Consider the following 19,334-nt stretch of genomic DNA (forward strand, 5'->3'; position numbering starts at 1 on the left):
TTTGGCGCTCCTCTGCCGTCGCCGCGGAAGAGTCGTGGAGTGAATGCGACGAAATTGTGGCAGGGGTGGGTCGACGGTGATCCACCCTCCCGCCCCGGATCCGTTTGTCGGCCTGGGCCTTTCGCTGGTAGAACCGGGGCATGCACGTACTCGTGATTGGCGGGACGCGGTTCGTCGGGCCGCTCCTCGTGCACCGGCTCCTCGCCGCCGGGCACAGGGTGACCTTGTTCAATCGTGGCACGATCCCCGATCCTTTTGGCCCGCGGATCGAGCGGCTCGTGGGGGATCGCACGACGGCGGATCTGCCCCGGCTCCTGCAAAACCGGAGCTTCGACGCCGCGGTCGACTTTGCTGCCTATCACGGGCAGGACGCGCGCGGCGCGGTGGAGGCGCTCGGCGGCCGCGTGGGGCATTACGTGTTCATCAGCACGGGCCAGGTCTACCTCGTGCGCGCGGGCGCCCCGCGGCCCTCGCGGGAGAGCGATTACGAAGGCCCCGTGATGCCGCGACCCACGGACGAGGAAGAGCTCGGGAACTGGGAATACGGCACGGGCAAACGCGACTGCGAGGACGCGCTCGTCGAGGCCTTCCAGAAATCGCGGTTCCCCGCCACGCGTATCCGTATCCCCGTCGTCAACGGCGAGCGTGACCATTCTCGCCGGCTCGATCGTTATCTCTTCCGCCTCGTCGACGGCGGCCCGGTCCTCGTCCCGGACGGCGGGACGCACCCGGTTCGTCACGTGTATGCGGGCGAGGTCGCGCGGTTCCTCGCGGAGATCCTCGGCCGCGAGCAGACGTTCGGCGAAGCGTACAACGTCTCGCAGCGGGAGACGCCCTCCCTCGTGGAGCTGCTCGGCCTGCTCCAGGGGATGCTCGGATCGCGGGCCAGGTTCGCGGCCGTCGCGTCCTCGGACCTCGTCGCCGCGGGCCTCTCCGTCCGCGAGATTTCGCCCTTCAGCAGCAAATGGATGTCGATGCTGGATCCGTCGAAGGCCGAGGCCGAGCTCGGCTTCCGCCACGAGCCGCTCGTCACGTCGCTCGGCAAGATCGTGGCGAGCTTCCTCGCGTACGGGTATACGACGCCGCTCGAGGGTTACGAAGCGCGGTCGAAGGAGATCGAGCTCGCCGAGCGCTGGCTCAGCGTGCGTTCATGAACGACCTGCGACAATAAACGGCATGTTCGCCCACCCGGCCCGGCGGGCAAACGCGCGTCTTCGGCGCTCCGCCCGCGAGGTTCGTGGCGTCCGCCTCGCCGCGCTCGCGGCGCTGTGCCGGCGGCGCTGGATCGAGACGATTGCCTCGGTCGACCTGCGCGTCCCGTTTTCCTCCCGTGCCGACGCCGAGTCCGTTGAACCAGGCCGACGGGCGCACGCCCATGATCGGGTACGGATCGTACATGGCCGCGGGCAGCTCGTCTGCGTAATACGGCTCCGTTTTGATCGCCTCCGCGCGCTCCCCGGGCGGCGCCGGTTGTCTTGCGTCGTCGCGCGCCGGCCCCATCGTATCCTCTTCGCCAGGGTGACTCACCTTGCGCTCGCCGCCTCGCTCCTGCGTCGCGACTTCCCCAGGCACCGCGGCCACGAGCAATCGCCGCGCGGGCGCGAACTCTGCTTCGAGGTCCTCGGGCGAATGGCTCGACCCGGCGAGCGCCGCCCCTCCGAGCAAGAGCACATGCGCCGCCAGGGAGAGCGCGTGGCAAAACCAGGGGGCGAGCGGCTTCGAGGCGAGGACGGTGTCTTCCATGCGTGGATCCGGCGGCGAGGCTCGACGTGGACACCGAGGCGCGCCCCCGGTTCCCGCCATTCATCGCCGGCTGCGCTTGCGGATGGCGCCGGGGGAAGGGGGCCTTGACGTCCGCCTCCGGCCCGCGTTTCATGGGCTCCATGCCGTCGGGTGGGCCGAGGCTCTGCGTGCTCCACATCTCGGACCTGCATTTCTGTGCAGCCGAAGCGCGGGGTCACTACTGGAACACCGAGGCCACCGAGCTCGCCGTCGCGCCCCACAACCGCCGCGGCCTCGTCGGCAGCCTGCTCTACGACCTCCGCCACGAGGGCCTCGCCCCCGACCTCGTCGTCGTCTCCGGCGACCTGCTCGACCGCGGCAGCGAAACCGGCGTCGAGCCCGTGGTCACGTTCCTCCGCGCCCTCGCCGAGGGCCTCGGCCTGCCGGTCACGCGTATCGTGATCGCGCCCGGCAACCACGACGTCCTGCGCGACGGCGATCCTGCGAGCCGGTACGCCCTCTACGACCGCATCCGCGGCGGCGTCTACGGCGACGCGCGCCCGCCCTTCGTGGAGGGCACGCCGCCGCACCAGCGCGTCGATCATCACGTCTTCGAGGAGCTCGGCGTCGAGGTCGTCGCGTTCAACTCTTGCGAGGAGCTCGAGGCGAGCGCGCGGAAGGACCACGGCTCCGTCGGGGTCGGCCAGCGCGACCACGCCGACGGGATGCTCCGGCGCACGCGGGAAAAAAACTTGTTTCGTATCGCGGTCGTCCACCACCACCTGGAGAGCCCGGTGGGTATCGGGCGCACCGATTACAGCGTCATGACCGACGCGGGCGGCATGCGGCGCTGGCTCGCGCGCGAGCGATTCCACCTCGCGCTGCACGGCCACCAGCACGTCGATTGGCACGACGTACGCGAGCTCGACGGCTGGTTCCTGGCCATCGCCGCCGCGGCGAGCGCCGGCGTCGCCGAATACGGCCGCAAGGAGTGGGCGCTGCCCATTGCTTATCAGATCCTCGTCGTCGAGGGCCCCACGCGGGGCCGGCGCATTCGCCGCGAATACGACCCGCAGACCATGGAATGGGCCGACGCGGGCCGCGGCGAGGACACGCAGGCCCTGCGGTTCGGCCCTGCGGACGCGGCCGTCTCGTCGGGGCCGGCGCGCGAGGACAAACCGCCTCCGCCCGAGGAGCCCGCGCCGCCGAGCCTCACGCGCAAGGGCCGCATCGCCGTGAAGATCCAGCACCTCGAGCGCGCGATCGACTCGCACCGCACCACGCTGCGCGTGCAGCTCGTGAGCCTCGGCGCCGCGGTCGTCCTCGGGATCGCGCTCGCGGCGTATCTCTTCCGCATGTTGCCCCCGGTCCTCTCGGTATCGGGCGGGTTCGCGCTCCTCTTCGCGGGCTCGATCGGGCTGCCGATGCGGCTCGCGGCGTATCGCGAGGCGATCGACAAACTGCATTTCTTGAAAGACGGCTACCACCGCTGCGCGAGCCACCGCGACGACGAGCTCGTCCGGGTGCTCGACGAGCGATTCCACCGGCTCATTTGAGGGGCGAGCCATGAGCATGGACGACGAAAAAGAGAAACTGGAATCGGAGCTCTCGGCGCTCGACGAGCGCGCGCGCACGAGGCGCCAGCAGAGCATGCTCGTCACGATCGTCCCCGTCCTCCTGACGGCGCTCATCGTCGTGTATTTCGCGATCGACATCGCGAAGAAGAACATGGAGCTCTACGACGCGCGCAAGGCCAAGGAGGAGCTCGATCAGCGGCTCTCCGAGGGGCAGAGCAAGCTCGAGCAGGTCGAAAAATCGCGCAAGGCGCTGGAGGAGGAGACGCGCCGCCTCGAGGATCGCAAAAAAGACCTCGAGGCCTACCTGCGCAGCCAGCGGGCCGAGGCGCCTGCCGTCGCCGGGGCCGCGCGCGCCCCCGAGGCGCCCGAGAGCGTCGTGCTGAAGGAGGAGGGCGAGGTCCCCGAGGGATTGCGCCCGACGCCCCGCGCGAAGGTGATCACGCGCCCCGGCGTCCGCGCCTTGCCCATCTACGACGTCGTCCTCTCGCTCGACGTACCCGAGGCACAGAAGGACTCGATCAAGCGCGTCGTCTACGACCTGAACCCCGTCTTCTACATCTCGAAGCGCGAGCTCGTCGGCGGAGAGCCGCCCTCGTTCGAGGCCGCGGCCACGGTGTACGCGTGCAAATCGACCGTCATCGTCAAGATCGAGCTCGTGGACGGCTCCCGCCTGGAGCTCGACTACGACTGGTGCCGCGCCGAGGGCTGGCCCCAGAAGAGCCAGGAGAAGCAGATCGTCGTGCCGCAGAGCTTGCAAGAGGTCGAGAAAATGCTCAATCAGAGCCCGCTCGTCCCCCGGCCTCCCACGGCGCCGCCCCGCCCGCCTCGCTAGCCTCCAGCGATCTCCGCGAATCCACGATTGCGAGGGGTGACTTGTCGTCCGCGATGAAATCGTTACGTCGGGCGTGAATCGTCGCCGGCGCGCCGCGTCGAAGAGTCGCTGCCGACGCAATGGTGGCGTGGAGGTCATCGAAATGAAGAAGTACGCGACGATCCTGGCATTTTGTGCACCGCTGCTCGGGCCGGCGATGGAGGCACGAGCGGACGTCGGGATCGATGCGTCGCTCGATGCGTCGTTCCTCGGGAAAATGCAGATGAGGGCGCCGGCCCAGATGCAAGCGCAATGGGGGCCCGAGCAGACGCGGCCACCCGTCCAGGTGGCGCCCCCGGCGGAGCGGCCGTACGGCCGTCGCTCGACCCCGCGCCCGCAATATGGCCAGGCGCCCACGCCGAGGCGCCACATGGGCCAGTTCGCCCCGTATACCGAGCTCCGCATCGCCCCGGCTTACGGCGGGATCGCCTGGGTCTACGACGGCGACACCCTGGTCGGCTCGATCGAAGGGCGCCCCGGCACCGTGTTCGTCCCCGAGGGGCGCGCCTACGGCGTCGTCATGACCCGCGGAGGTCGCACGGTTTGGCAGGGCCAGGTCATGGCCACGCCGGGCCTCGTGGCCCTCTCCCTCGATCGGTCCGGCGCGCCCGTCGTGGAGCGCGCCCCGCCCCCGCCCTCGCAGCGCGCCTATCGATACGACCGCGGGCCCGCCCTCGATCAACCCCTCTCGGCGATCCAGTTCCGCTCCGCGATCGCAGACATGGAGGAGCTCCGCAACGAGCGGGCTCGCCTCTCCTTCCTCGCGGACGTCTTCGGCGACCGCGCCGTCACCGTGGGGCAAGCGCGTGATCTGCTGAATCGCTTCGCCTTCGAGGACACGCGCCTCCGGGCGCTCGACCTGCTCGCGCCGAGCCTCGTGGGCAGGGACGTCTCGCGCCTGCTCGGCAGCTTCGTCACGCCCGAAGGGCGCGCCGAGGCCGCGGAGATCCTCGGCCTGCCGTGACTACCCGCAAAAACCGCTCGACGTCCCGTCCGGCGGCACGCACGAGAGCCCGAGTGTCGCGCAATCGACCGTGACCCTCGATCCGCCCACGCAGGTCGAGATTTTGGTACCCTGACAAACGTCGATGTCGGGATCGAGCGGCGAGCACGCCTCCACGGGCCTCGCGCAGCGCGCGCCCGCCTCCTCCTCGACGCAATGGGCGCCCATCGACCCGCAATCGAACTCCGAGGCGAGCGAGCCGTCGCAGGCCCGCACCCGCGCCTCGTCGGGCGAGCAGGACGTCGCGCCCGGCTCGTCGCACGGGAACACCCCGTCCTCGGTCGCGCATTGCGCGTCCGCCCCCTCGGCGCCCTCGGGGCACGTCAGCCCCACGGTGTTGCAATCCTTCGCGACCTTGAGGTTCGTCGCCGGGTCACAACGCACGTACACCCCCGACGTGCAGCGCGGCGGCGCGGACGCGTCGGGCAGGCACCCGCTCAGCGCGCACCGCCCCTCGCTCGCGAGCCCGAGCCGGCACTCGCTGCCGGCCCCCCAGTGCGGGCTCGGGCAACGCTCGGCGTGGCGGCTCGCGCAATCGACGAGCATCCCCGCGGACGCGCACACGTCCCCGGCCACGCCCGCGCAACGCGTGTCCCCCTCGCCGAGCGGCTCGACGAAGGCGCACGCGAGCGCCTCCTCGCACCCGTTTGCCTCGCTCACGCAGCCGAGCAAGCTCGCCTGCGCCGCCATCCCGAACCGGCCCGGCGGCAGCGGACCCGAGAGCCATCCGAGGCACATCGAGTATCGCGTCGCGCTCGTCGGCACGCCGATCGAGCGCGCGATCGCCTCCGACAGCCGCGGACAACGAAAGACGAGGCTACACGCCCGCGCCCCCTCCTCGATCGAGAGGTAACCGGGCAGCGCCGTGGCCTCCGGGGGCACCGTGAGCCCGTCGAAGACCGTGCAGCCGAACAGGCCGAGGAGGAGGAGCCAAGCGAATCGTTTTCCCTGCATCACCGGCTCGTTTCGCCGATCTCCCTCGCGCGATACGGATTCGCGTGTAGATCCCAGCGCGGCGCGGGCGAAGCGCGGCGGCCTCCGCGCGTCGATCCCGACGGCGACCTCGAAGGCGGCTCGGCCTTCGCCGCACCCGCCGCTCGGCCCTTCGCCTCCACGCGGGGCGCGTTCGTCGCGACGAACGTTACGGCCTTTTGCACATCCGCCGCGCGCGAGACGAGGCCCGCTTCGGCCCGCGGTGGGCTTTGCGCGGCCCCTCGCAGGGCGCCCGCCGCGAGGAGCCCGCCCCCCGCGAGCGCCGCCGAGGCCAGCACCACGAGCGCCCGCGAAGACGCTCGCCTGCGCGGGGCGCTCTCCTCGGCTTCGGCCCTTGGTTCGTCAAGAAAAACGCGCACCGCCTCCCGCCGCCGCTCGATCTCCGCCGCGCCGAGCCTCGCGAGCCGCGCGGCCACCTCGCGCGCGGGCGCCGGCGAGAGCGCGCGCTCGAGCGCCTCTGCGAAGGCCGCGGCCGAGGTGAAGCGCTCCTCCGGATCCCGCGAGAGCGCCCTCTCCAGCACCTCGTCGATCGCGGGCGAGAGGCCGAGGGCCGCCTCCGAGAGGCGCGGGATCTCGTCGGCGAGCACGCCGATCAGCACGTCCGCCTCGTCGCGCCCGTCGAAGAGCCGCTCGCCCGTGATCGCCTCGTGCAGCACCACGCCCGCGGCGAACACGTCCGCGCGCCGATCCAGCTCGCGTCGCCGGAGCTGCTCCGGCGCCATGTACGCGATCGTCCCCTTCATGATCCCGCTCTGCGTCTGCGTGATCCGCCGCGCCGCCTTGGCCACGCCGAAATCGATCAGCCTCGCGCGCCCGTCCGTGCCGACCAGCACGTTCCGCGGGCTCACGTCGCGGTGCACGAGCTCGAGCGGCTCGCCGCGCAGGTCCTTCGCCTCGTGGGCCGCGTCGAGCCCCGCGAGCACGTCGAGCAGGATCCGGCTCGCGACGTCGGGCGGCAGGCGCTCGCCTTCGCGCCGCGCCGCCTCGAGCAGCGCGCCGAGCGAGAGCGACTCGACGTACGGCATCACGAGGCAGAGCTCCCCCGACGCGGAGACCACGTCCTCCACCGGCACGACGTTCGGGTGCCGCATCGACGCGGCGACGCGGGCCTCGTCGGCCAGCATGTCCCGGAGGTTCGGCTCCTTCAGCAAGTGCGGGTGCACGCGCTTGAGCACCACGAGCCGTTCGAAGCCGACCTCGCCCGTCTTTCGCGCGAGGTAGGTCGTCGCCATGCCTCCGGAGGCGAGCTCGGCGATCACCTCGTACGGGCCGATGCGCTCGATGGATCGCGGCATTCAGAAGCTCCCCGTGGCCAGGACGAACCCCGGGCCCCCGAGCACCGGCGGCGCGAGACCGACCTTGACTTCGCCCCCACTTCGCCCCGCGAGCCAGTACGATCCGAGCGCGCCCGTGATCGCGCCGAGCCCGAACGACACGCCGAGCAGCACGTTCGTGCGGAGCTGTTTGTCTCGGCCGTCGTAGAGTTTGTCCCAGGACGGCGCCGCGTGAAAATCGTCGAGCGCTGCGAGCGTATCGACCCCCGACCACACGAGGATCCCCGCGCTCACGACCGTCGCCGCCCCGCCCACGGCGAGCGCTGGCAAGAGCCAGGGCCGCTCCGTCCGCGGCGCGGGCGCGGGTTTCGCCGGTGGGCGCATCTGCTTCGGGATCGGCCGCGGCGCCTCTTTCGGCGCCTCTTTCGGCGCTTCTTCTGGCGCCTCTGCCGCGCTCTCTGCGACGAGCGCCACGCTGCGCACGCTGCCGGCTTCGAGCTCCTCCGTCCGCTGCACGGCGACGCCACGCACGCGCCCTTCGATCACGTGCGTGCCGGGGTGCACGTAGAGGATCGTCCCTTCGAGCGGCAGATCGTCGACCTTCACGTCTTCGGCCTCCGGCGCGAAGACCTCGATCCGCCCGAGCTTCGTCGCGAGCTCGGCGAGCGCCTTGCCGGCCTCGTCGCGATCCGGCGCGCCCTCGGGCGCCTCGCGCAGGTACCTCGCGTAGCCGTTCGCCGCGCGCGCGATCTCGCCGGCTTTTTCCCACGATCGCGCTGCGTTCCAGAGCGGCGCGGGGTGCGGGGCTCTCCGGTGCGCCTCCTCGAAGCGCTCGGCTGCTCGCGCGAAATCGCCGGCGCGATACGCGCGCTCGCCCTCCTCGAATGCGCGCGTCGCGGCCCCTCGCTCCTCCTTCGTCGCCTCGAGCTCCTCGGCGTCGGCCGCTCGGATCCCGCCTCCTGCCGGCGCTGCCAGCGCGGCGAGCGTGGCCACGAGCGCGGCGCCTCTTTTTCGAGAAACGGAGCGGGCGAGAGGGAGCATTTCGAGATAAGATACCACGCCTTCCGAGCGCGCCGAGCGCCGCCCCGGCGCGGGGAGCAGGGGTATGACACATTCTGTCCTTCCCTTTCGAACGACTCGTGTGTCCATCGTGTCCCTGCTCCTCGTGGCGGCCGCCTGCGGCCCCGCCGAGGGCGAGGACGAGCGCGTCGACGTCGAGCAGGCCCTCGATTCGTTCGACGTCTCGCAGAACGAAGCGTCCCTCGTCGTCGCCTCGATCGCGCGCCTCGATCCGACGAGCGCGGATCCCGACCTCGCCGCGGCGAAGGCGGCGGCGACGGCGGGCCTCGTCTTCCGCCCCACGGATTGCGTCTCGACCACGAGGCAGGACAACACCGTGAGATACCTGCTCTCGGGCTGCGTCGGCCCCTTCAAGACCACGAAGCTCGACGGGACGCTCGACGTCGTGTACTCCGTGGGCGCGAGCGGCCTGCACGCGCTCGCTTCGGCGCGTGATTTGCGCGCCTCCCGGGTGGTCCTCGACATCGACTCCGAGGGGTCGTTTTCGATCGACGAGGACGGCGAGACCCGGCGCCTCGTCGTCAGCACGAGCGGAGCCGGCCAGGGCCCGCGTGGGCATCGAATCGAGCGGGTCGGCTCGTACACGGTCACCTGGAATGCCACGGAGAAATGCGCCACGTTCGACGGCGACTTCGAGACCCGCGCCTCGGCGCGGTCGTTCCACACCGCGGTGAAGGGCTTCGCGCGTTGCGCCGGCGAATGCCCCGCGGCGGGCGGCTCGATCCTGCACGAGCAGAGCGATCGCGACGTCCACATCCGCATCACCTTCGACGGCAGCGCCGAGGCGACCTGGTCGAGCTCGCGTGGCCCGAGCGGAAAAATCCCGCTATTCTGCGGCGCCGAAGCATGAACGAACGCCGAGGTCATCGATGAGCGAGGGGGCAGAGGACGGCGACATTTCGCTCGTCGAGCGTGTCCTCGCGGGCGATCGCAGCGCCGCGGACGCGCTCGTCCGGGAGCACCAGCCTGGGATCCTGCGCCTCGTGCGCCGGTACGTCCGGCGCGCCGAGGACGCCGAGGACGTCGCGCAGCGGGCCTTCCTCAATGCATTCGAGAAGCTCGCCGATTTTCGCCGCGAATCGAGCTTCCGCACCTGGCTCTACCGCATCGCCGTGCATGTCGCCTTGAACCACGTCCGCGGCGCCTCGCGCGAGGGGCCGACCGCCGACATGGATGATCTGCCCGCGTTCACGAGCTCGCTCGAGACGAGCCGCCTCGTCGCCGCCGAGGTCTGGGGCCGCGTCGCCGCGCGCCTCGAGGAGCTCCCGCCGAAGCAACGCCTCGCCGTGGAGCTGCGCCTCTTCCACGAGCTCAGCTTCCGCGAGATCGCGGCCCTCGCCGATTGCAGCGAGGACAGCGCCAAGGTGAACTTCCATCACGGCATCAAGCGCCTGCGCGGGCTCGTCCCCGATCCGAACGCCTGATCACGCGCCTCTCCGCCGCCTCCGAAGGCAGACGATCCCCACGCCGAACGCGCCGAGCGCCGCCGCCACGCCGAGGGCCCGGGGCAGGGGCAACGGGAAAACCGGGTCTGTCCGGACAGATTGTTTGTCCTTCCTGACCAAAACGGGCGCGGTGTACAGCGCGCAGAGCCCCGCCGCGTCGTCTCCGTCGAGCGCGCGCCTCGGCGCGTGCCCCGGCTTCAGCCCGGCCCGCATCACGGCCGAGGAATGTACGCTATGGGCGAGCCCCGCCGCGTGCCCGAGCTCGTGCAGCAGCACCGTCTCCAGATCCAGCGCGTCCGCGGGCACGCGGGCCGCGTCGCTCCACCGCCGCCTCGCGTCGAGCTCGATCACCACACGCCGGATCTCGCCCGTCCACGCGTCACTCTCGACGTCCGTGTGCGCCGCGATCGCCTCGCCGTGTCGCCATTTCGAGGCCACGGCGCGGACCTCGATCGGCGCCTCCTCCCCATGGTTTGCCTCGACGAACGACACGGCCATCGAGCCACACGTCACGGCCGACCACGTCGCCATCGCCCGCAGCAAGGCGCCCCTCCCGCCGTCGACGAGACCCGGCACGGGTGTGTCGAGACGCACCCGTGCCGGAAGCGAAGTCAAGTGAAGGCGCGCGCCGTACTCGGATCGCCCCTCCTCGTAGGCCCGCGCCGCTCTCGTGAAGGAGAGGGCGAGGGCCACGAGAAGGAGCGCCCAGACAAACTTCGTCACGGCGCGCGCTCGGCTCATCCCGTCACTCGCCGATCGCGTCGGCCGCGTCGGCCTCGGCCGCGTCGATGTCCATCGCGCCCGACTCCTCGAGCAGGGCGTCGAGCTCCGGGTCCGTGTCCTGCCCATTCTCGTTCACGTCGCCCTCGTCCGGCGGCGACTCCTGCGCGAAGCCCGCGCACATCGTGACGTCGCCCTCGTCCGGGTTCATCGCGTCATTGTTGGGGTTGTCGTCCTTGTACGCCGTGCGCAGGCCGTCCTTGTCCCAGCACTCGTGCGCCGTGCCGAGGAGCTGCGGGTTCTGGCCGATCGAGGCGATGGCCGCCGCCGCGCGCCCGCCCTCGCCGGCCTTCCACAGGATCCGGAGCCCGATGGCCTCCGGCCCCGGCAGCGCATCGATCACGTCGCCCACGCCCACGGACCGGAACCGGCCGCCCACGCCCACGAGCCGCACGAGATCGGCGCCGTAGTTCACCTTCTGCATCGTCGGATCGTCCCGACGAACCACGTTCAGGTAAGCGACGCGCCGGCCGCGTTTGTCGCCCTTGTGGTTCGCGAACCAGAAATGGATCGAGCCGTCCGCGCCCGGGGCATTGTAGAGATCACTCACGTTCGTCAGGTTCACGTGGAACCGGCCGCCGCCCGTCTTCGGGCCCTTCTTGACGAAGATGCCCGTGAGCAGCCCCTTCTTCGAGCCGTCCGACGCCGTGCCTTGCACCAGGTAACGCAGCCGATCCTGGTTCACGCGGACCGCGGAGAACGTGATCTCCACGCCCTGGATCGTCTTCACCCATCGCGCGTACGCCTTGCCGTCCGGCGTCACGCCCTTCTTCGTGGCCTCGCCCTGCGCCGCCTCTTTGATGAAATTCAGCACGGCGGCGACGTCGGCGCGCACCTTCTCGCCCTGCTGCTTCCCCTCGGCGAGCATCGTCGCGGGGTCGCCGATCATCTCCGCCGCGGCCGCCGCGTCCGGGTCCTGCGTGACCAGATCGCCGAGGTCGACGATCTCCTCGTCGGCGATCGGCGCGACCGAGGGTTGCTCCGGATCGGGCTCGGTGCCGCCGCCGCAGCCGGCGAGCGCGAGGGCCGAAAAAAGGACGAGGCTCGAGAGCGTATGACGAAGCAATTTCATGCCGAGATCTCCCCTTCGATCCCCCGCGCGAGGCGGAGGATCGGCGTTCGACCCAGGACGGCCCGGCGCGCCCCTCCGGCGCGCGTATCGTCCTCGGTCGCGCTTCTAGACACCCGGGCGGGCGAAAGGGAAAATCAGCGTCGCGCGTGGACCTTCACGGCGAAGAGCCCCGGGCCGTCGCCCTCGCGGTAGCCCTCGAAGCTCGCCTCGTACTGGAAATAACGGCCCCTCGGCACGTCGAGCGGCAGGTCCCCGGGCGGGCCCGGCGTGCCCGTCGGATCCACGAACCACGCAGCGCCGCCCGGTCCCACGAACGGAGGATCCCCCTCCGCGCAGGCGGGGTCGTCGCAGACCCGCACCCGGAGCGCGAGCCGCGCCCCGCCGCGCCGATAGATCGACCGGATCTCCTCCGGCCCGAGCGCGCGTCTCCAGATCGCGACCTCGTCGTAGGTGCCTTCGGCCTGGTAGCCGCCCTCGAGCAACGCGCCCACGGTGATGTCGTCGCCCGTCAGGAAGATGGGGTCCTGGAACGTGGTCCCGAGCGTCGCCTCGGCGATCCCGTCGACGTACAGCACGACCTGGGCTTGCGCGTGCCCCTTCTTCACGACTGCGAGGTGGTGCCAGTTTCCGTCGTTGATCTGGCTCGTGCCGCAGAAGGGCGTGCCGTCGCTCGGGTCGTCGTGGTCGGACCGGAAGGTGCCTGCCGCGCGGCCGCCGGTCGCGCCCGGCCCACACGGGCCGAACTCGTCTCCCTCCGCGCAGCCGAGCCAGAGGTGTGGCCCGCTGATGCCGGTGTCGACGCCGAGCAGGACCTTGTTGCCCGTGCAGCTCATGGTGGTTTTTGCCCAGAGCGCCCAGGTGAAATCTCCTTCGTCGAAATCGAAATCGGAGGAGAGCGTGCTCACCGCGAGGTAACCATTGAGTTTGTCCGCGAGCCCCTGCCCGAGCGTGCCCTCCTCGAACGAGAGCGTCGCGCCCGTCGGTGCGTCCACGAGGGCGTCGTTTTTCTTGCCAGACGTATCCGACAGCGCCGCCCCCGAGGTCAGCGCGCCCGTGCCGTCGAGGTGGAGCAGGAGCACGTTCGAGGACATGTCGAGCGCGCCCTCCGAATACCCCGCCTCCACGCCATTTTCGTCCGGCAATGCCTTGAGGTAGGGCTCGGCGGGCGTCCACGAGAACGTGGTCCATTCGACGTCCTGGCCTGCGTCGAAGACCCGCGACCGGAACTCGCCGTCGTGCGCGTTCTCCATGAGCTGCAGTCGCCCCGCTCTCCACTCCGTGTCCGTGTGCGACCCGAGCTCGAATTCACCCGGGAACGCGTCGTCCACGAATTCGTACGTCCCGTCCGGCAACATGCCCGACTGGTACTCCGACGAGAGCGCGTCGAGATCGGTGAGGGCCGAGCAGCCCAGCGTCGCGAAGGCGAGGGGAAAGAGCGCCGCGAAAAGGTGCGTCCTCATCAGAAGGCTCCTCGAAGGCTCAAGAATCCGCCGCCGATCGTCGGGGCAAACTCGACGCGCGGCATCGCGCTTTTTTTCTCGTCGCTCGAATCCGCGGTCAACCAGAGGACCGCCGCCGTCCCCAGGAGGGCGAGCGACGCGCCCGCCGTGATATCGGCCACGAGCAACTTCGTCCGGACGGGGTCGACCGCGCCCGGCGCGCAGCGCGGCGCGCACGAATCCTCGAGGTCCGATTTCTGCGAGAGCCCGAGCAGCCCGATCGTCCCGGCCACGCCGAGCCCCACGACCCCGATGCCGCCGATCACCAGCGGGAGCACGGGCACGCGGCCTCGCTTTTCGCCCGGGGTCTCGTCGGCGGCCTTCGTCTCCTTCACGAACGACGCCTCGATCCGCACGAGTTTGTCCCCCTCGTGCACGATCACCTTCCGCGTCACGGGGGCCGCGCCTTCTCGCTCGAACCGGAGCGTGTGCTCGCCCGGATCCATCGGCATGGCCTTGCCGTCGAGCCGCTCGCGCACGAGCGCGTCCCCTTCGAAGACCCGCACGTCCGCCGTCTCCTCGCCCTTCTCGTCGCGCGCGACGAGCACCACGGTCGGCAGGCTCTTCTCGATCTCGGCGAGCCACTCGGCGCAATCGCCGCGCACCACGCGCGGACAATCCTTGCGCGAGCAGACGAGCGCCGCCTCCTGCGCGGCCGCGAGCTTGCCTTCCTTGCGTAACGACTGCGTTTGCTCGTAGGACGCCGCGCACTCCTGTTTCGTCGTGGCGGTGGCGGGGGCCGCGAGCGTGATCATCGCGGCGATGAGGGCAGTGCGAACGATCTTCACAAACACTCCGGCTTGATGCGGCGGATCCCCTTCGCGTCGATCGTGTACGGCGGGGAGCAGCTCCCCACGCGAGGCGCCGTTTTTCCGCTCGTCGTCGTCGTCACGCCCGTCGGCGCGCTCTTGCCCGTAGCGCGAGGCGCCGCCGTGGCCGTCTCGACGGGCGCGCTCGTGCTCGCCGTCGCCGTCTCCGGGGGCGCCGGCGCCACCGTGGGCGTGGGCGCAGGGGCCTCCACGGGGGTCTTGGCCGTCGCCGTCGTCGCCGCGGCCGTGGGCGTGACCGGCTGGATCCCCGCGGCGTTCTCCTCGCGCCCGCGATCGATCCAGAGCGCCGCGGCTCCTCCGAGCGCCGCGATCAACGCGACCGCCGCGATCACCACGACCGATCGGGGGAGCGCCACGGACTGCGGGCGATGGGGCAGGGCGATCCCCGAGACCTGCGATCGCATCACCGACGGCATGCTCGCCGCGTCCACGCTCTCGTCGGTGCGCGTCGACAGGGGCGGCATTTCTGCGCCCGAAAGCGAAGCGTTCTCGATCGCTTGCACCTCCCGCGCGCGCCGCGCGAGCCCATCGGGCGCCACCTCGGCGAGCCACTCGCCGACCTCCCACGCGGGCGCTGGGGCTTGCGCGGCTTCGAGCGCCATCGCCATCTCTCGCGTGGACTGGAACCGATCGGCTGGATCTCGCGCGAGCCCTCGCATCACCACGGCTTCGAGCTCGGGCGGCACCGTGACGCCGATCTCGCGGAGCGGCGGGATCTCCTTCATCGTCACCTGATGGATGATCGCGAGCTCGCTGTCGCCGTTGAACAGCCTGCGCACCGCGAGCATCTCCCAGAGCACGATGGCCGCGGCGAACACGTCGACGCGCCTGTCGACCGAGCTCCCGCCCCGGATCTGCTCCGGCGCCATGTACGCGTATTTCCCCTTCAGCTCGCCCTCGCGCGTCACCTGCGCGCGGCCCATCGCCTTGGCCACGCCGAAGTCGAGCACCCGGCTCGTCCCGTCGGCGCCGATGATCACGTTCTGCGGCGACACGTCGCGGTGCACGATCCCGAGCGGCGCGCCGCGCTCGTCGATCGCCTCGTGCGCGGCGTGCAGCCCGTGCAGCACGCTCGACATCACGCTCGACACGATCTTGAGCGGCGTCCGTCCGCCGTTGCGCTCCAGGATCTTGAGCACGCGCGCGAGGCTCTCGCCGTGCACGTAGTCCATCACGAGGAGCAGCTCGCTGCCTTCGTTGATCACGTCGAGGATCGGCACCACGTTCGGGTGCTTGATCCTCGCGGCGAGGCGCGCCTCGTCGAGGAACATCGTGCAGAACTCGGGGTCCTTGGAGAACTGCGGGTGCAGCCGCTTGATCGCCACGGTCCGCGCGAAGCCCGACGGCCCGAGCAGGCGCCCGAAATGGACCGTCGCCATGCCTCCCGACGCGATCTCGCCGTAGAGGGCGTACCGACCGACCTTGTGCGCGCCCGCCTGCCCTCCTGCCATGAGCGGCGCCACTCTAACAGACCGCGCCCGAGCGCGGCCACATCTCTGTCGACCGACCCACACTTTTTGTGATACCGGTGGAGGTATGTTTCAGATGAACGAGTTTCTCGAGCGCAGGCTTGCGCGACGGTTTCGCGCCCACGATCACGATGGCAATGGTTTTCTGCAGCGACGTGACTTCGAGCTGGCGGCCGTGCGCATGGCCGAGGAGTTTGGCCACGGCCCTGAGTCTCCCGCGCGGCAAAAGCTCGTCGCGATCAGCTTGGGCTTGTGGGAGCACCTGCAGAAGGTCGCGGATCTCAATACCGACGGGCGCATCAGCTTGGGCGAGTACAAGGCCGCGTTCGCGGCGGGCATGCTCGAGACCCCCGAGACGTTCCATCAGAACTACGTGCCCTACATCGATGCGGTCCTGGATATCGCCGATATCGATGGCGACGGCAGGCTCACCGTCTCCGACGAAGTCCGCTGGATGAGCTCCTTGATGAACGTGCCCGAGCAGGTGTCCCGAGACGCGTTTTATCGCATCGACAAGGACAACGACGGCTTCATCACCGCCAGCGAGCTGGTCGAGGCCATCCGCGGTTATTACTTCGACGAGTCGCCCGAATCCCCCGGGCACTGGCTGCTCGGCTCGCTCGACCCGTGATGTTCGTCGAGCTCATGACCGCGTCGCTCGTCTCTCATCTCTGCTTGTCCGTCACTGGCTTTCGGCCCCAAACCTGAAAGAAGAGGTGGGAAACCACCAGCGTATCGGGATCGTCGAGGTGGCGCCTCAACTCTCGCGTGAGCTCATTCAGCTCTTCGTCGCTGGCGAAGCCTTCCCTGACGAGGTTTTCGCGAATGTTCGTCACGAAGTCGAGGAAGATGCTCCGGCGGTGATGGCCCGGCGGGTAGACGTGGATCACAGGGTTTACCTGGATCTCCACGAGCCCGGCGTCACGCAGCATTCGGTGGAGCCTCCTGCCGACGAACAGGTCGACGCCTTTCGCGCGTGAATACGCAAGAAAGAGATCGAACAGACGATCCCAGGCAGGGGAAGGGGGGTCGCAGCCATGCGGGAGGTAGTCCGCCTCGTGGCTCGCGAGGACACCCCCCGGGCGCAGCAACGAGACCATTTCTGCGACGATTTGCTCTGGCCGAGGGACGTTCACGAGCAGGAGCCGACAGAACGCGACGTCGAACGACTCTCTCGGCAGATTCGTGGCCCTCGCGTCTCCTTGTATGACCTCGACATGGGCGCGCAGCTCCGCCGCATGTTCGCGGGCCGAAGCGACGAAGCCCTCGTTCCTGTCCAATCCGACCACGGTCCCCGACGGCCCCACGCGCTCGGCGAGGAGATCCAGCACCCCGTACGGCCCGCAGCCGAGCTCGATCGCGCTCGCACCCGGGCGAATCTGGAGCCGGTCGAGCAACCACCGAGCCTCGCCCGCAAGCTCCTCGACCTGCCTGCGGAGACGTTCGGCCTCTCGCGCGCTGCGCTCCAATAGATAGATATCAGATTGCGTCATTCAGAGACTTTCGTGGTGTCGAAATAGGTCTGCGCCTGGGCGATGAATGCTGCCACCATGGCGCGGTAGGTGGCATCCACTATATCGCTCTCCGAGCCAACGCATCGAGGGCGACGTTCGCTTTTCCCTAACCATATCGACGCGAATTTCGTCGCTCGCCGCCTTACCCGCCGTTCTTTTGCCGCGCCTTCCAGGCCCAGAATGCTCGCGAGCTCGCGCCCCGCTTGCTGCTGCCTCCCTTCGACGACTTGCCCCGCGCCTTCTTCTTCGGCGCCTCGTCGAGCGTCACGAACCGCGTCTCGTTCGCCCCTCCGCGTGTTTGTCCCTCCTCGGTCAGCGACACGCGCTGAAACTCGATCCACTCCCCGCCCTTCTGGAACGAGTCCGATCGCACCTCGCACAGCCCTGCGCGCACGAGCCCGTTCACCAGGTGCTCGAACGACCTTCGATCGAGCGCGTCGCCGAACGTCTCGCGGTAAAGCCGTCCCATCGGCTGCCCGTCCTCCTCGGCGAGCGCGCCCAGGATCTTCTCGATCGCCTGCGACTCGGCCCGGCTCGGCTCGCGGAACTTTCGCCCCACGCACCCGTCGGGCGCGCAGACGTCACACACGCCGCAGGGCCTCCCGTCGTCCTCCTGGTCGCCGAAATGCCGCACCAGGTGCAGCATCCGGCACCCGTGCCCCTCGGCGTACCGGGCCATCTTGGCGAGGTCCTCCTGCTTGTGCCTCCGCTGCGCCACGTATTCGGCGAGAAACCCCTCGCTCCCCCGCCGGATCCCCCCGTCCGCGTCGAGGATCGCGCCTCCGCTGATCCAGAGCTTCTCCAGCACCTTCTCGAACTTCTCGGGATCCGACTCCACCCTCGGCGCGAGGCTCTCCTTCGCCTGCGGCCGCGTCGACAGCGCCCCGAACAGCGCCGACAAGAGCGCCGGATCCGGATAATCGCGTTCGAAGAAGAACTCGTGCGTCCTCCGGTCCGTGAACGAATGCATCAAGATCGCCCGCGAGGGCAGCCCGTCCCGCCCTGCGCGCCCGATCTCCTGGTAATACGCCTCCACGCTCCCCGGCAGCGCCATGTGGACCACGGTCCTCACATTGGGTTTGTCCACACCCATTCCGAACGCGATCGTCGCCACCACCACATCGAGCTCTCCCCCCAGAAACGCCGCCTGGATCCGGTCCCGCGTCCCTGTCTCCATCCCTGCGTGATAGGCCGCCGCGCCGAGCTCCTTCGCCGTCTCCTCCGCGTGCTTCCGCGTCGGCGCATACACGATCGCGGGCCGCCGCTCCTTCGGCCCGAGTAGCTTCTTCAACGCCTCCACCCTCGCCGACGGCGACAGCTCCACCACCTCGATCCCGAGGTTCGTCCGGCGAAACCCGTGAATGAAGCGACCCGCCTCCGAGAGCCCGAGCTCCCTCGCGATATCGTCCTGCACCATCGGCGTCGCGGTCGCCGTCAGCGCCACCACCGGCGCCGGCCTGAGCGAAGGCAACCGCTGCCCCAGCATCCGATACTCCGGCCTGAAATCGTGCCCCCAGTGTGAAATACAATGCGCCTCATCCACCGCGACCAGCGTCGGCTTCCTCTTCGCCAGCATCTCGGGGAACCCCGGCACCCGCAGCCGCTCCGGCGCAATGAACAAAAAATCCAGCCGCCCCGCCAGATACTCCGCGCAGGCCGCCCGCGAGCTCTGCCGATCCCGCCCCGAATGAATCCGCTCCGCGGCAAACCCCTGCGCCCGGAGCTTCCCCACCTGATCCTCCATCAAAGCAATGAGCGGACTCACCACCAGCGTCGTCCCCCGCCGCGCGATCCCGGGCAACTGATAACAAAGCGACTTCCCGGCCCCCGTCGGCATGACCAGGAGCACATCCCGCCCCTCGGTCACGGCCCGACAAACCGCCTCCTGATAAGGCCGAAACCCGGAAAAACCAAACCTCTCCCGCAAAATCTCCCCGAGCGTCGCCCCCTCCCGCACCTCCCGCCGCTCCGCCAGCGGCAGAGCCGCCCCGACCCTCGTTTGTCCCATACCATTCACCATCGCCGACCCGAACCCCGCCCCGCTCTGATCCCCCCCCACCTTCTTCTCTCTCTCCGGCGGCGTCTTCCGGGCCCGCGTCCCGAGGCCTGGGGTGGCGGTGGCTTTGGGGGGCCGGGGTGGTGGGTCCTGCTGTTCGAGGGCCCGCTTTGCGGGCCCGAGTTCGGGGGAACCGCCCCGGCCCCCCA

At 69.9% G+C, this 19,334-nt stretch carries 18 protein-coding genes; 7 read left to right on the forward strand and 11 right to left on the reverse strand.

Features of this window, described 5'->3' with window-relative positions; all coding sequences use genetic code 11:
- The first annotated feature begins 140 nt into the window (after positions 1–140).
- Positions 141–1,154: an NAD-dependent epimerase/dehydratase family protein gene (locus GF068_RS42025; protein ID WP_153825205.1), complete on the forward strand. Its 1,014-nt coding sequence runs from the start codon at positions 141–143 to the stop codon at positions 1,152–1,154.
- Here the strand turns inward: GF068_RS42025 and GF068_RS42030 are convergent.
- Positions 1,138–1,743: a hypothetical protein gene (locus GF068_RS42030; protein ID WP_153825206.1), complete on the reverse strand. Its 606-nt coding sequence runs from the start codon at positions 1,741–1,743 to the stop codon at positions 1,138–1,140. The genes GF068_RS42025 and GF068_RS42030 overlap by 17 nt on opposite strands.
- 167 nt (positions 1,744–1,910) lie before the next feature.
- On the opposite strand from GF068_RS42030, the gene GF068_RS42035 reads away from it, so the two are divergent.
- The 3 genes from GF068_RS42035 to GF068_RS42045 all read left to right on the forward strand — a co-directional run bounded on the left by GF068_RS42035 (position 1,911) and on the right by GF068_RS42045 (position 5,134).
- Positions 1,911–3,278: a metallophosphoesterase gene (locus GF068_RS42035; RefSeq protein WP_170320010.1), complete on the forward strand. Its 1,368-nt coding sequence runs from the start codon at positions 1,911–1,913 to the stop codon at positions 3,276–3,278.
- 10 nt (positions 3,279–3,288) lie between these two features.
- Positions 3,289–4,131 (forward strand): hypothetical protein, encoded by an 843-nt coding sequence (locus tag GF068_RS42040; protein WP_153825208.1) that lies wholly within the window; start codon positions 3,289–3,291, stop codon positions 4,129–4,131.
- 142 nt (positions 4,132–4,273) lie between these two features.
- Entirely contained in the window at positions 4,274–5,134 is an 861-nt protein-coding gene (locus tag GF068_RS42045; RefSeq protein WP_153825209.1) for a proline and serine-rich protein 1 family protein, read from the forward strand.
- Here the strand turns inward: GF068_RS42045 and GF068_RS42050 are convergent, their stop codons facing one another.
- From GF068_RS42050 to GF068_RS42060, 3 genes are read right to left on the reverse strand one after another with little or no spacing between them, the layout of a single operon-like run.
- Positions 5,135–6,127, reverse strand: a complete 993-nt coding sequence (locus GF068_RS42050) for a hypothetical protein (protein WP_153825210.1) — start codon at positions 6,125–6,127, stop codon at positions 5,135–5,137. It lies immediately after the preceding gene.
- Positions 6,127–7,461: a serine/threonine-protein kinase gene (locus GF068_RS42055; protein ID WP_153825211.1), complete on the reverse strand. Its 1,335-nt coding sequence runs from the start codon at positions 7,459–7,461 to the stop codon at positions 6,127–6,129. Before GF068_RS42055 ends, GF068_RS42050 begins: the two co-directional genes overlap by 1 nt.
- Positions 7,462–8,481: a tetratricopeptide repeat protein gene (locus GF068_RS42060; protein ID WP_170320011.1), complete on the reverse strand. Its 1,020-nt coding sequence runs from the start codon at positions 8,479–8,481 to the stop codon at positions 7,462–7,464.
- 100 nt (positions 8,482–8,581) lie between these two features.
- Between GF068_RS42060 and GF068_RS42065 the strand changes: the two genes are divergently transcribed.
- Together GF068_RS42065 and GF068_RS42070 are read left to right on the forward strand one after the other, a co-directional pair.
- Positions 8,582–9,370: a hypothetical protein gene (locus GF068_RS42065; RefSeq protein ID WP_153825213.1), complete on the forward strand. Its 789-nt coding sequence runs from the start codon at positions 8,582–8,584 to the stop codon at positions 9,368–9,370.
- A gap of 19 nt (positions 9,371–9,389) precedes the next feature.
- Positions 9,390–9,944 carry an RNA polymerase sigma factor gene (locus tag GF068_RS42070; protein ID WP_153825214.1) on the forward strand — a complete coding sequence of 185 codons (555 nt, stop codon included), beginning with the start codon at positions 9,390–9,392 and terminating at the stop codon, positions 9,942–9,944.
- On the opposite strand, the gene GF068_RS42075 is transcribed toward GF068_RS42070, so the two are convergent.
- The 5 genes from GF068_RS42075 to GF068_RS42095 all read right to left on the reverse strand — a co-directional run bounded on the left by GF068_RS42075 (position 9,945) and on the right by GF068_RS42095 (position 15,597).
- A complete protein-coding gene (locus GF068_RS42075) occupies positions 9,945–10,688 on the reverse strand; it encodes a matrixin family metalloprotease (protein WP_170320012.1) in 744 nt (247 codons plus the stop codon).
- 22 nt (positions 10,689–10,710) lie between these two features.
- Positions 10,711–11,817 carry a hypothetical protein gene (locus GF068_RS42080; protein WP_153825216.1) on the reverse strand — a complete coding sequence of 369 codons (1,107 nt, stop codon included), beginning with the start codon at positions 11,815–11,817 and terminating at the stop codon, positions 10,711–10,713.
- A 134-nt stretch (positions 11,818–11,951) separates the two neighbouring features.
- Complete coding sequence (locus GF068_RS42085) at positions 11,952–13,277, reverse strand: LamG domain-containing protein (protein ID WP_153825217.1); 1,326 nt, start codon at positions 13,275–13,277, stop codon at positions 11,952–11,954.
- Positions 13,277–14,104 (reverse strand): hypothetical protein, encoded by an 828-nt coding sequence (locus tag GF068_RS42090; protein ID WP_153825218.1) that lies wholly within the window; start codon positions 14,102–14,104, stop codon positions 13,277–13,279. Before GF068_RS42090 ends, GF068_RS42085 begins: the two co-directional genes overlap by 1 nt.
- A complete protein-coding gene (locus GF068_RS42095) occupies positions 14,101–15,597 on the reverse strand; it encodes a serine/threonine-protein kinase (protein WP_153825219.1) in 1,497 nt (498 codons plus the stop codon). Before GF068_RS42095 ends, GF068_RS42090 begins: the two co-directional genes overlap by 4 nt.
- A 94-nt stretch (positions 15,598–15,691) precedes the next feature.
- Here GF068_RS42095 and GF068_RS42100 point away from each other — a divergent pair, with 94 nt between their 5' ends.
- Complete coding sequence (locus GF068_RS42100; RefSeq protein ID WP_206079671.1) at positions 15,692–16,246, forward strand: EF-hand domain-containing protein; 555 nt, start codon at positions 15,692–15,694, stop codon at positions 16,244–16,246.
- Between the two features lie 34 nt (positions 16,247–16,280).
- On the opposite strand, the gene GF068_RS42105 is transcribed toward GF068_RS42100, so the two are convergent.
- Both GF068_RS42105 and GF068_RS42110 read right to left on the reverse strand, forming a co-directional pair.
- A complete protein-coding gene (locus GF068_RS42105) occupies positions 16,281–17,108 on the reverse strand; it encodes a methyltransferase domain-containing protein (RefSeq protein ID WP_153825220.1) in 828 nt (275 codons plus the stop codon).
- Between the two features lie 163 nt (positions 17,109–17,271).
- Positions 17,272–19,146 (reverse strand): RecQ family ATP-dependent DNA helicase, encoded by a 1,875-nt coding sequence (locus tag GF068_RS42110; RefSeq protein WP_476704322.1) that lies wholly within the window; start codon positions 19,144–19,146, stop codon positions 17,272–17,274.
- Positions 19,147–19,334 lie beyond the last annotated feature (188 nt).

This window comes from Polyangium spumosum, assembly GCF_009649845.1.
Lineage (GTDB): Bacteria > Myxococcota_A > Polyangia > Polyangiales > Polyangiaceae > Polyangium > Polyangium spumosum.

Excerpts from the sequence above, each read along its gene's own strand:
- GF068_RS42040 (WP_153825208.1), top strand. The coding sequence starts at position 3,289 with ATGAGCATGGACGACGAAAAAGAGAAACTGGAATCGGAGCTCTCGGCG.
- GF068_RS42055 (WP_153825211.1), bottom strand. The coding sequence starts at position 7,461 with ATGCCGCGATCCATCGAGCGCATCGGCCCGTACGAGGTGATCGCCGAG.
- GF068_RS42030 (WP_153825206.1), bottom strand. The coding sequence starts at position 1,743 with ATGGAAGACACCGTCCTCGCCTCGAAGCCGCTCGCCCCCTGGTTTTGC.
- GF068_RS42025 (WP_153825205.1), top strand. The coding sequence starts at position 141 with ATGCACGTACTCGTGATTGGCGGGACGCGGTTCGTCGGGCCGCTCCTC.
- GF068_RS42045 (WP_153825209.1), top strand. The coding sequence starts at position 4,274 with ATGAAGAAGTACGCGACGATCCTGGCATTTTGTGCACCGCTGCTCGGG.
- GF068_RS42060 (WP_170320011.1), bottom strand. The coding sequence starts at position 8,481 with ATGCTCCCTCTCGCCCGCTCCGTTTCTCGAAAAAGAGGCGCCGCGCTC.
- GF068_RS42080 (WP_153825216.1), bottom strand. The coding sequence starts at position 11,817 with ATGAAATTGCTTCGTCATACGCTCTCGAGCCTCGTCCTTTTTTCGGCC.
- GF068_RS42050 (WP_153825210.1), bottom strand. The coding sequence starts at position 6,127 with ATGCAGGGAAAACGATTCGCTTGGCTCCTCCTCCTCGGCCTGTTCGGC.
- GF068_RS42085 (WP_153825217.1), bottom strand. The coding sequence starts at position 13,277 with ATGAGGACGCACCTTTTCGCGGCGCTCTTTCCCCTCGCCTTCGCGACG.
- GF068_RS42100 (WP_206079671.1), top strand. The coding sequence starts at position 15,692 with ATGAACGAGTTTCTCGAGCGCAGGCTTGCGCGACGGTTTCGCGCCCAC.
- GF068_RS42105 (WP_153825220.1), bottom strand. The coding sequence starts at position 17,108 with ATGACGCAATCTGATATCTATCTATTGGAGCGCAGCGCGCGAGAGGCC.
- GF068_RS42095 (WP_153825219.1), bottom strand. The coding sequence starts at position 15,597 with ATGGCAGGAGGGCAGGCGGGCGCGCACAAGGTCGGTCGGTACGCCCTC.
- GF068_RS42070 (WP_153825214.1), top strand. The coding sequence starts at position 9,390 with ATGAGCGAGGGGGCAGAGGACGGCGACATTTCGCTCGTCGAGCGTGTC.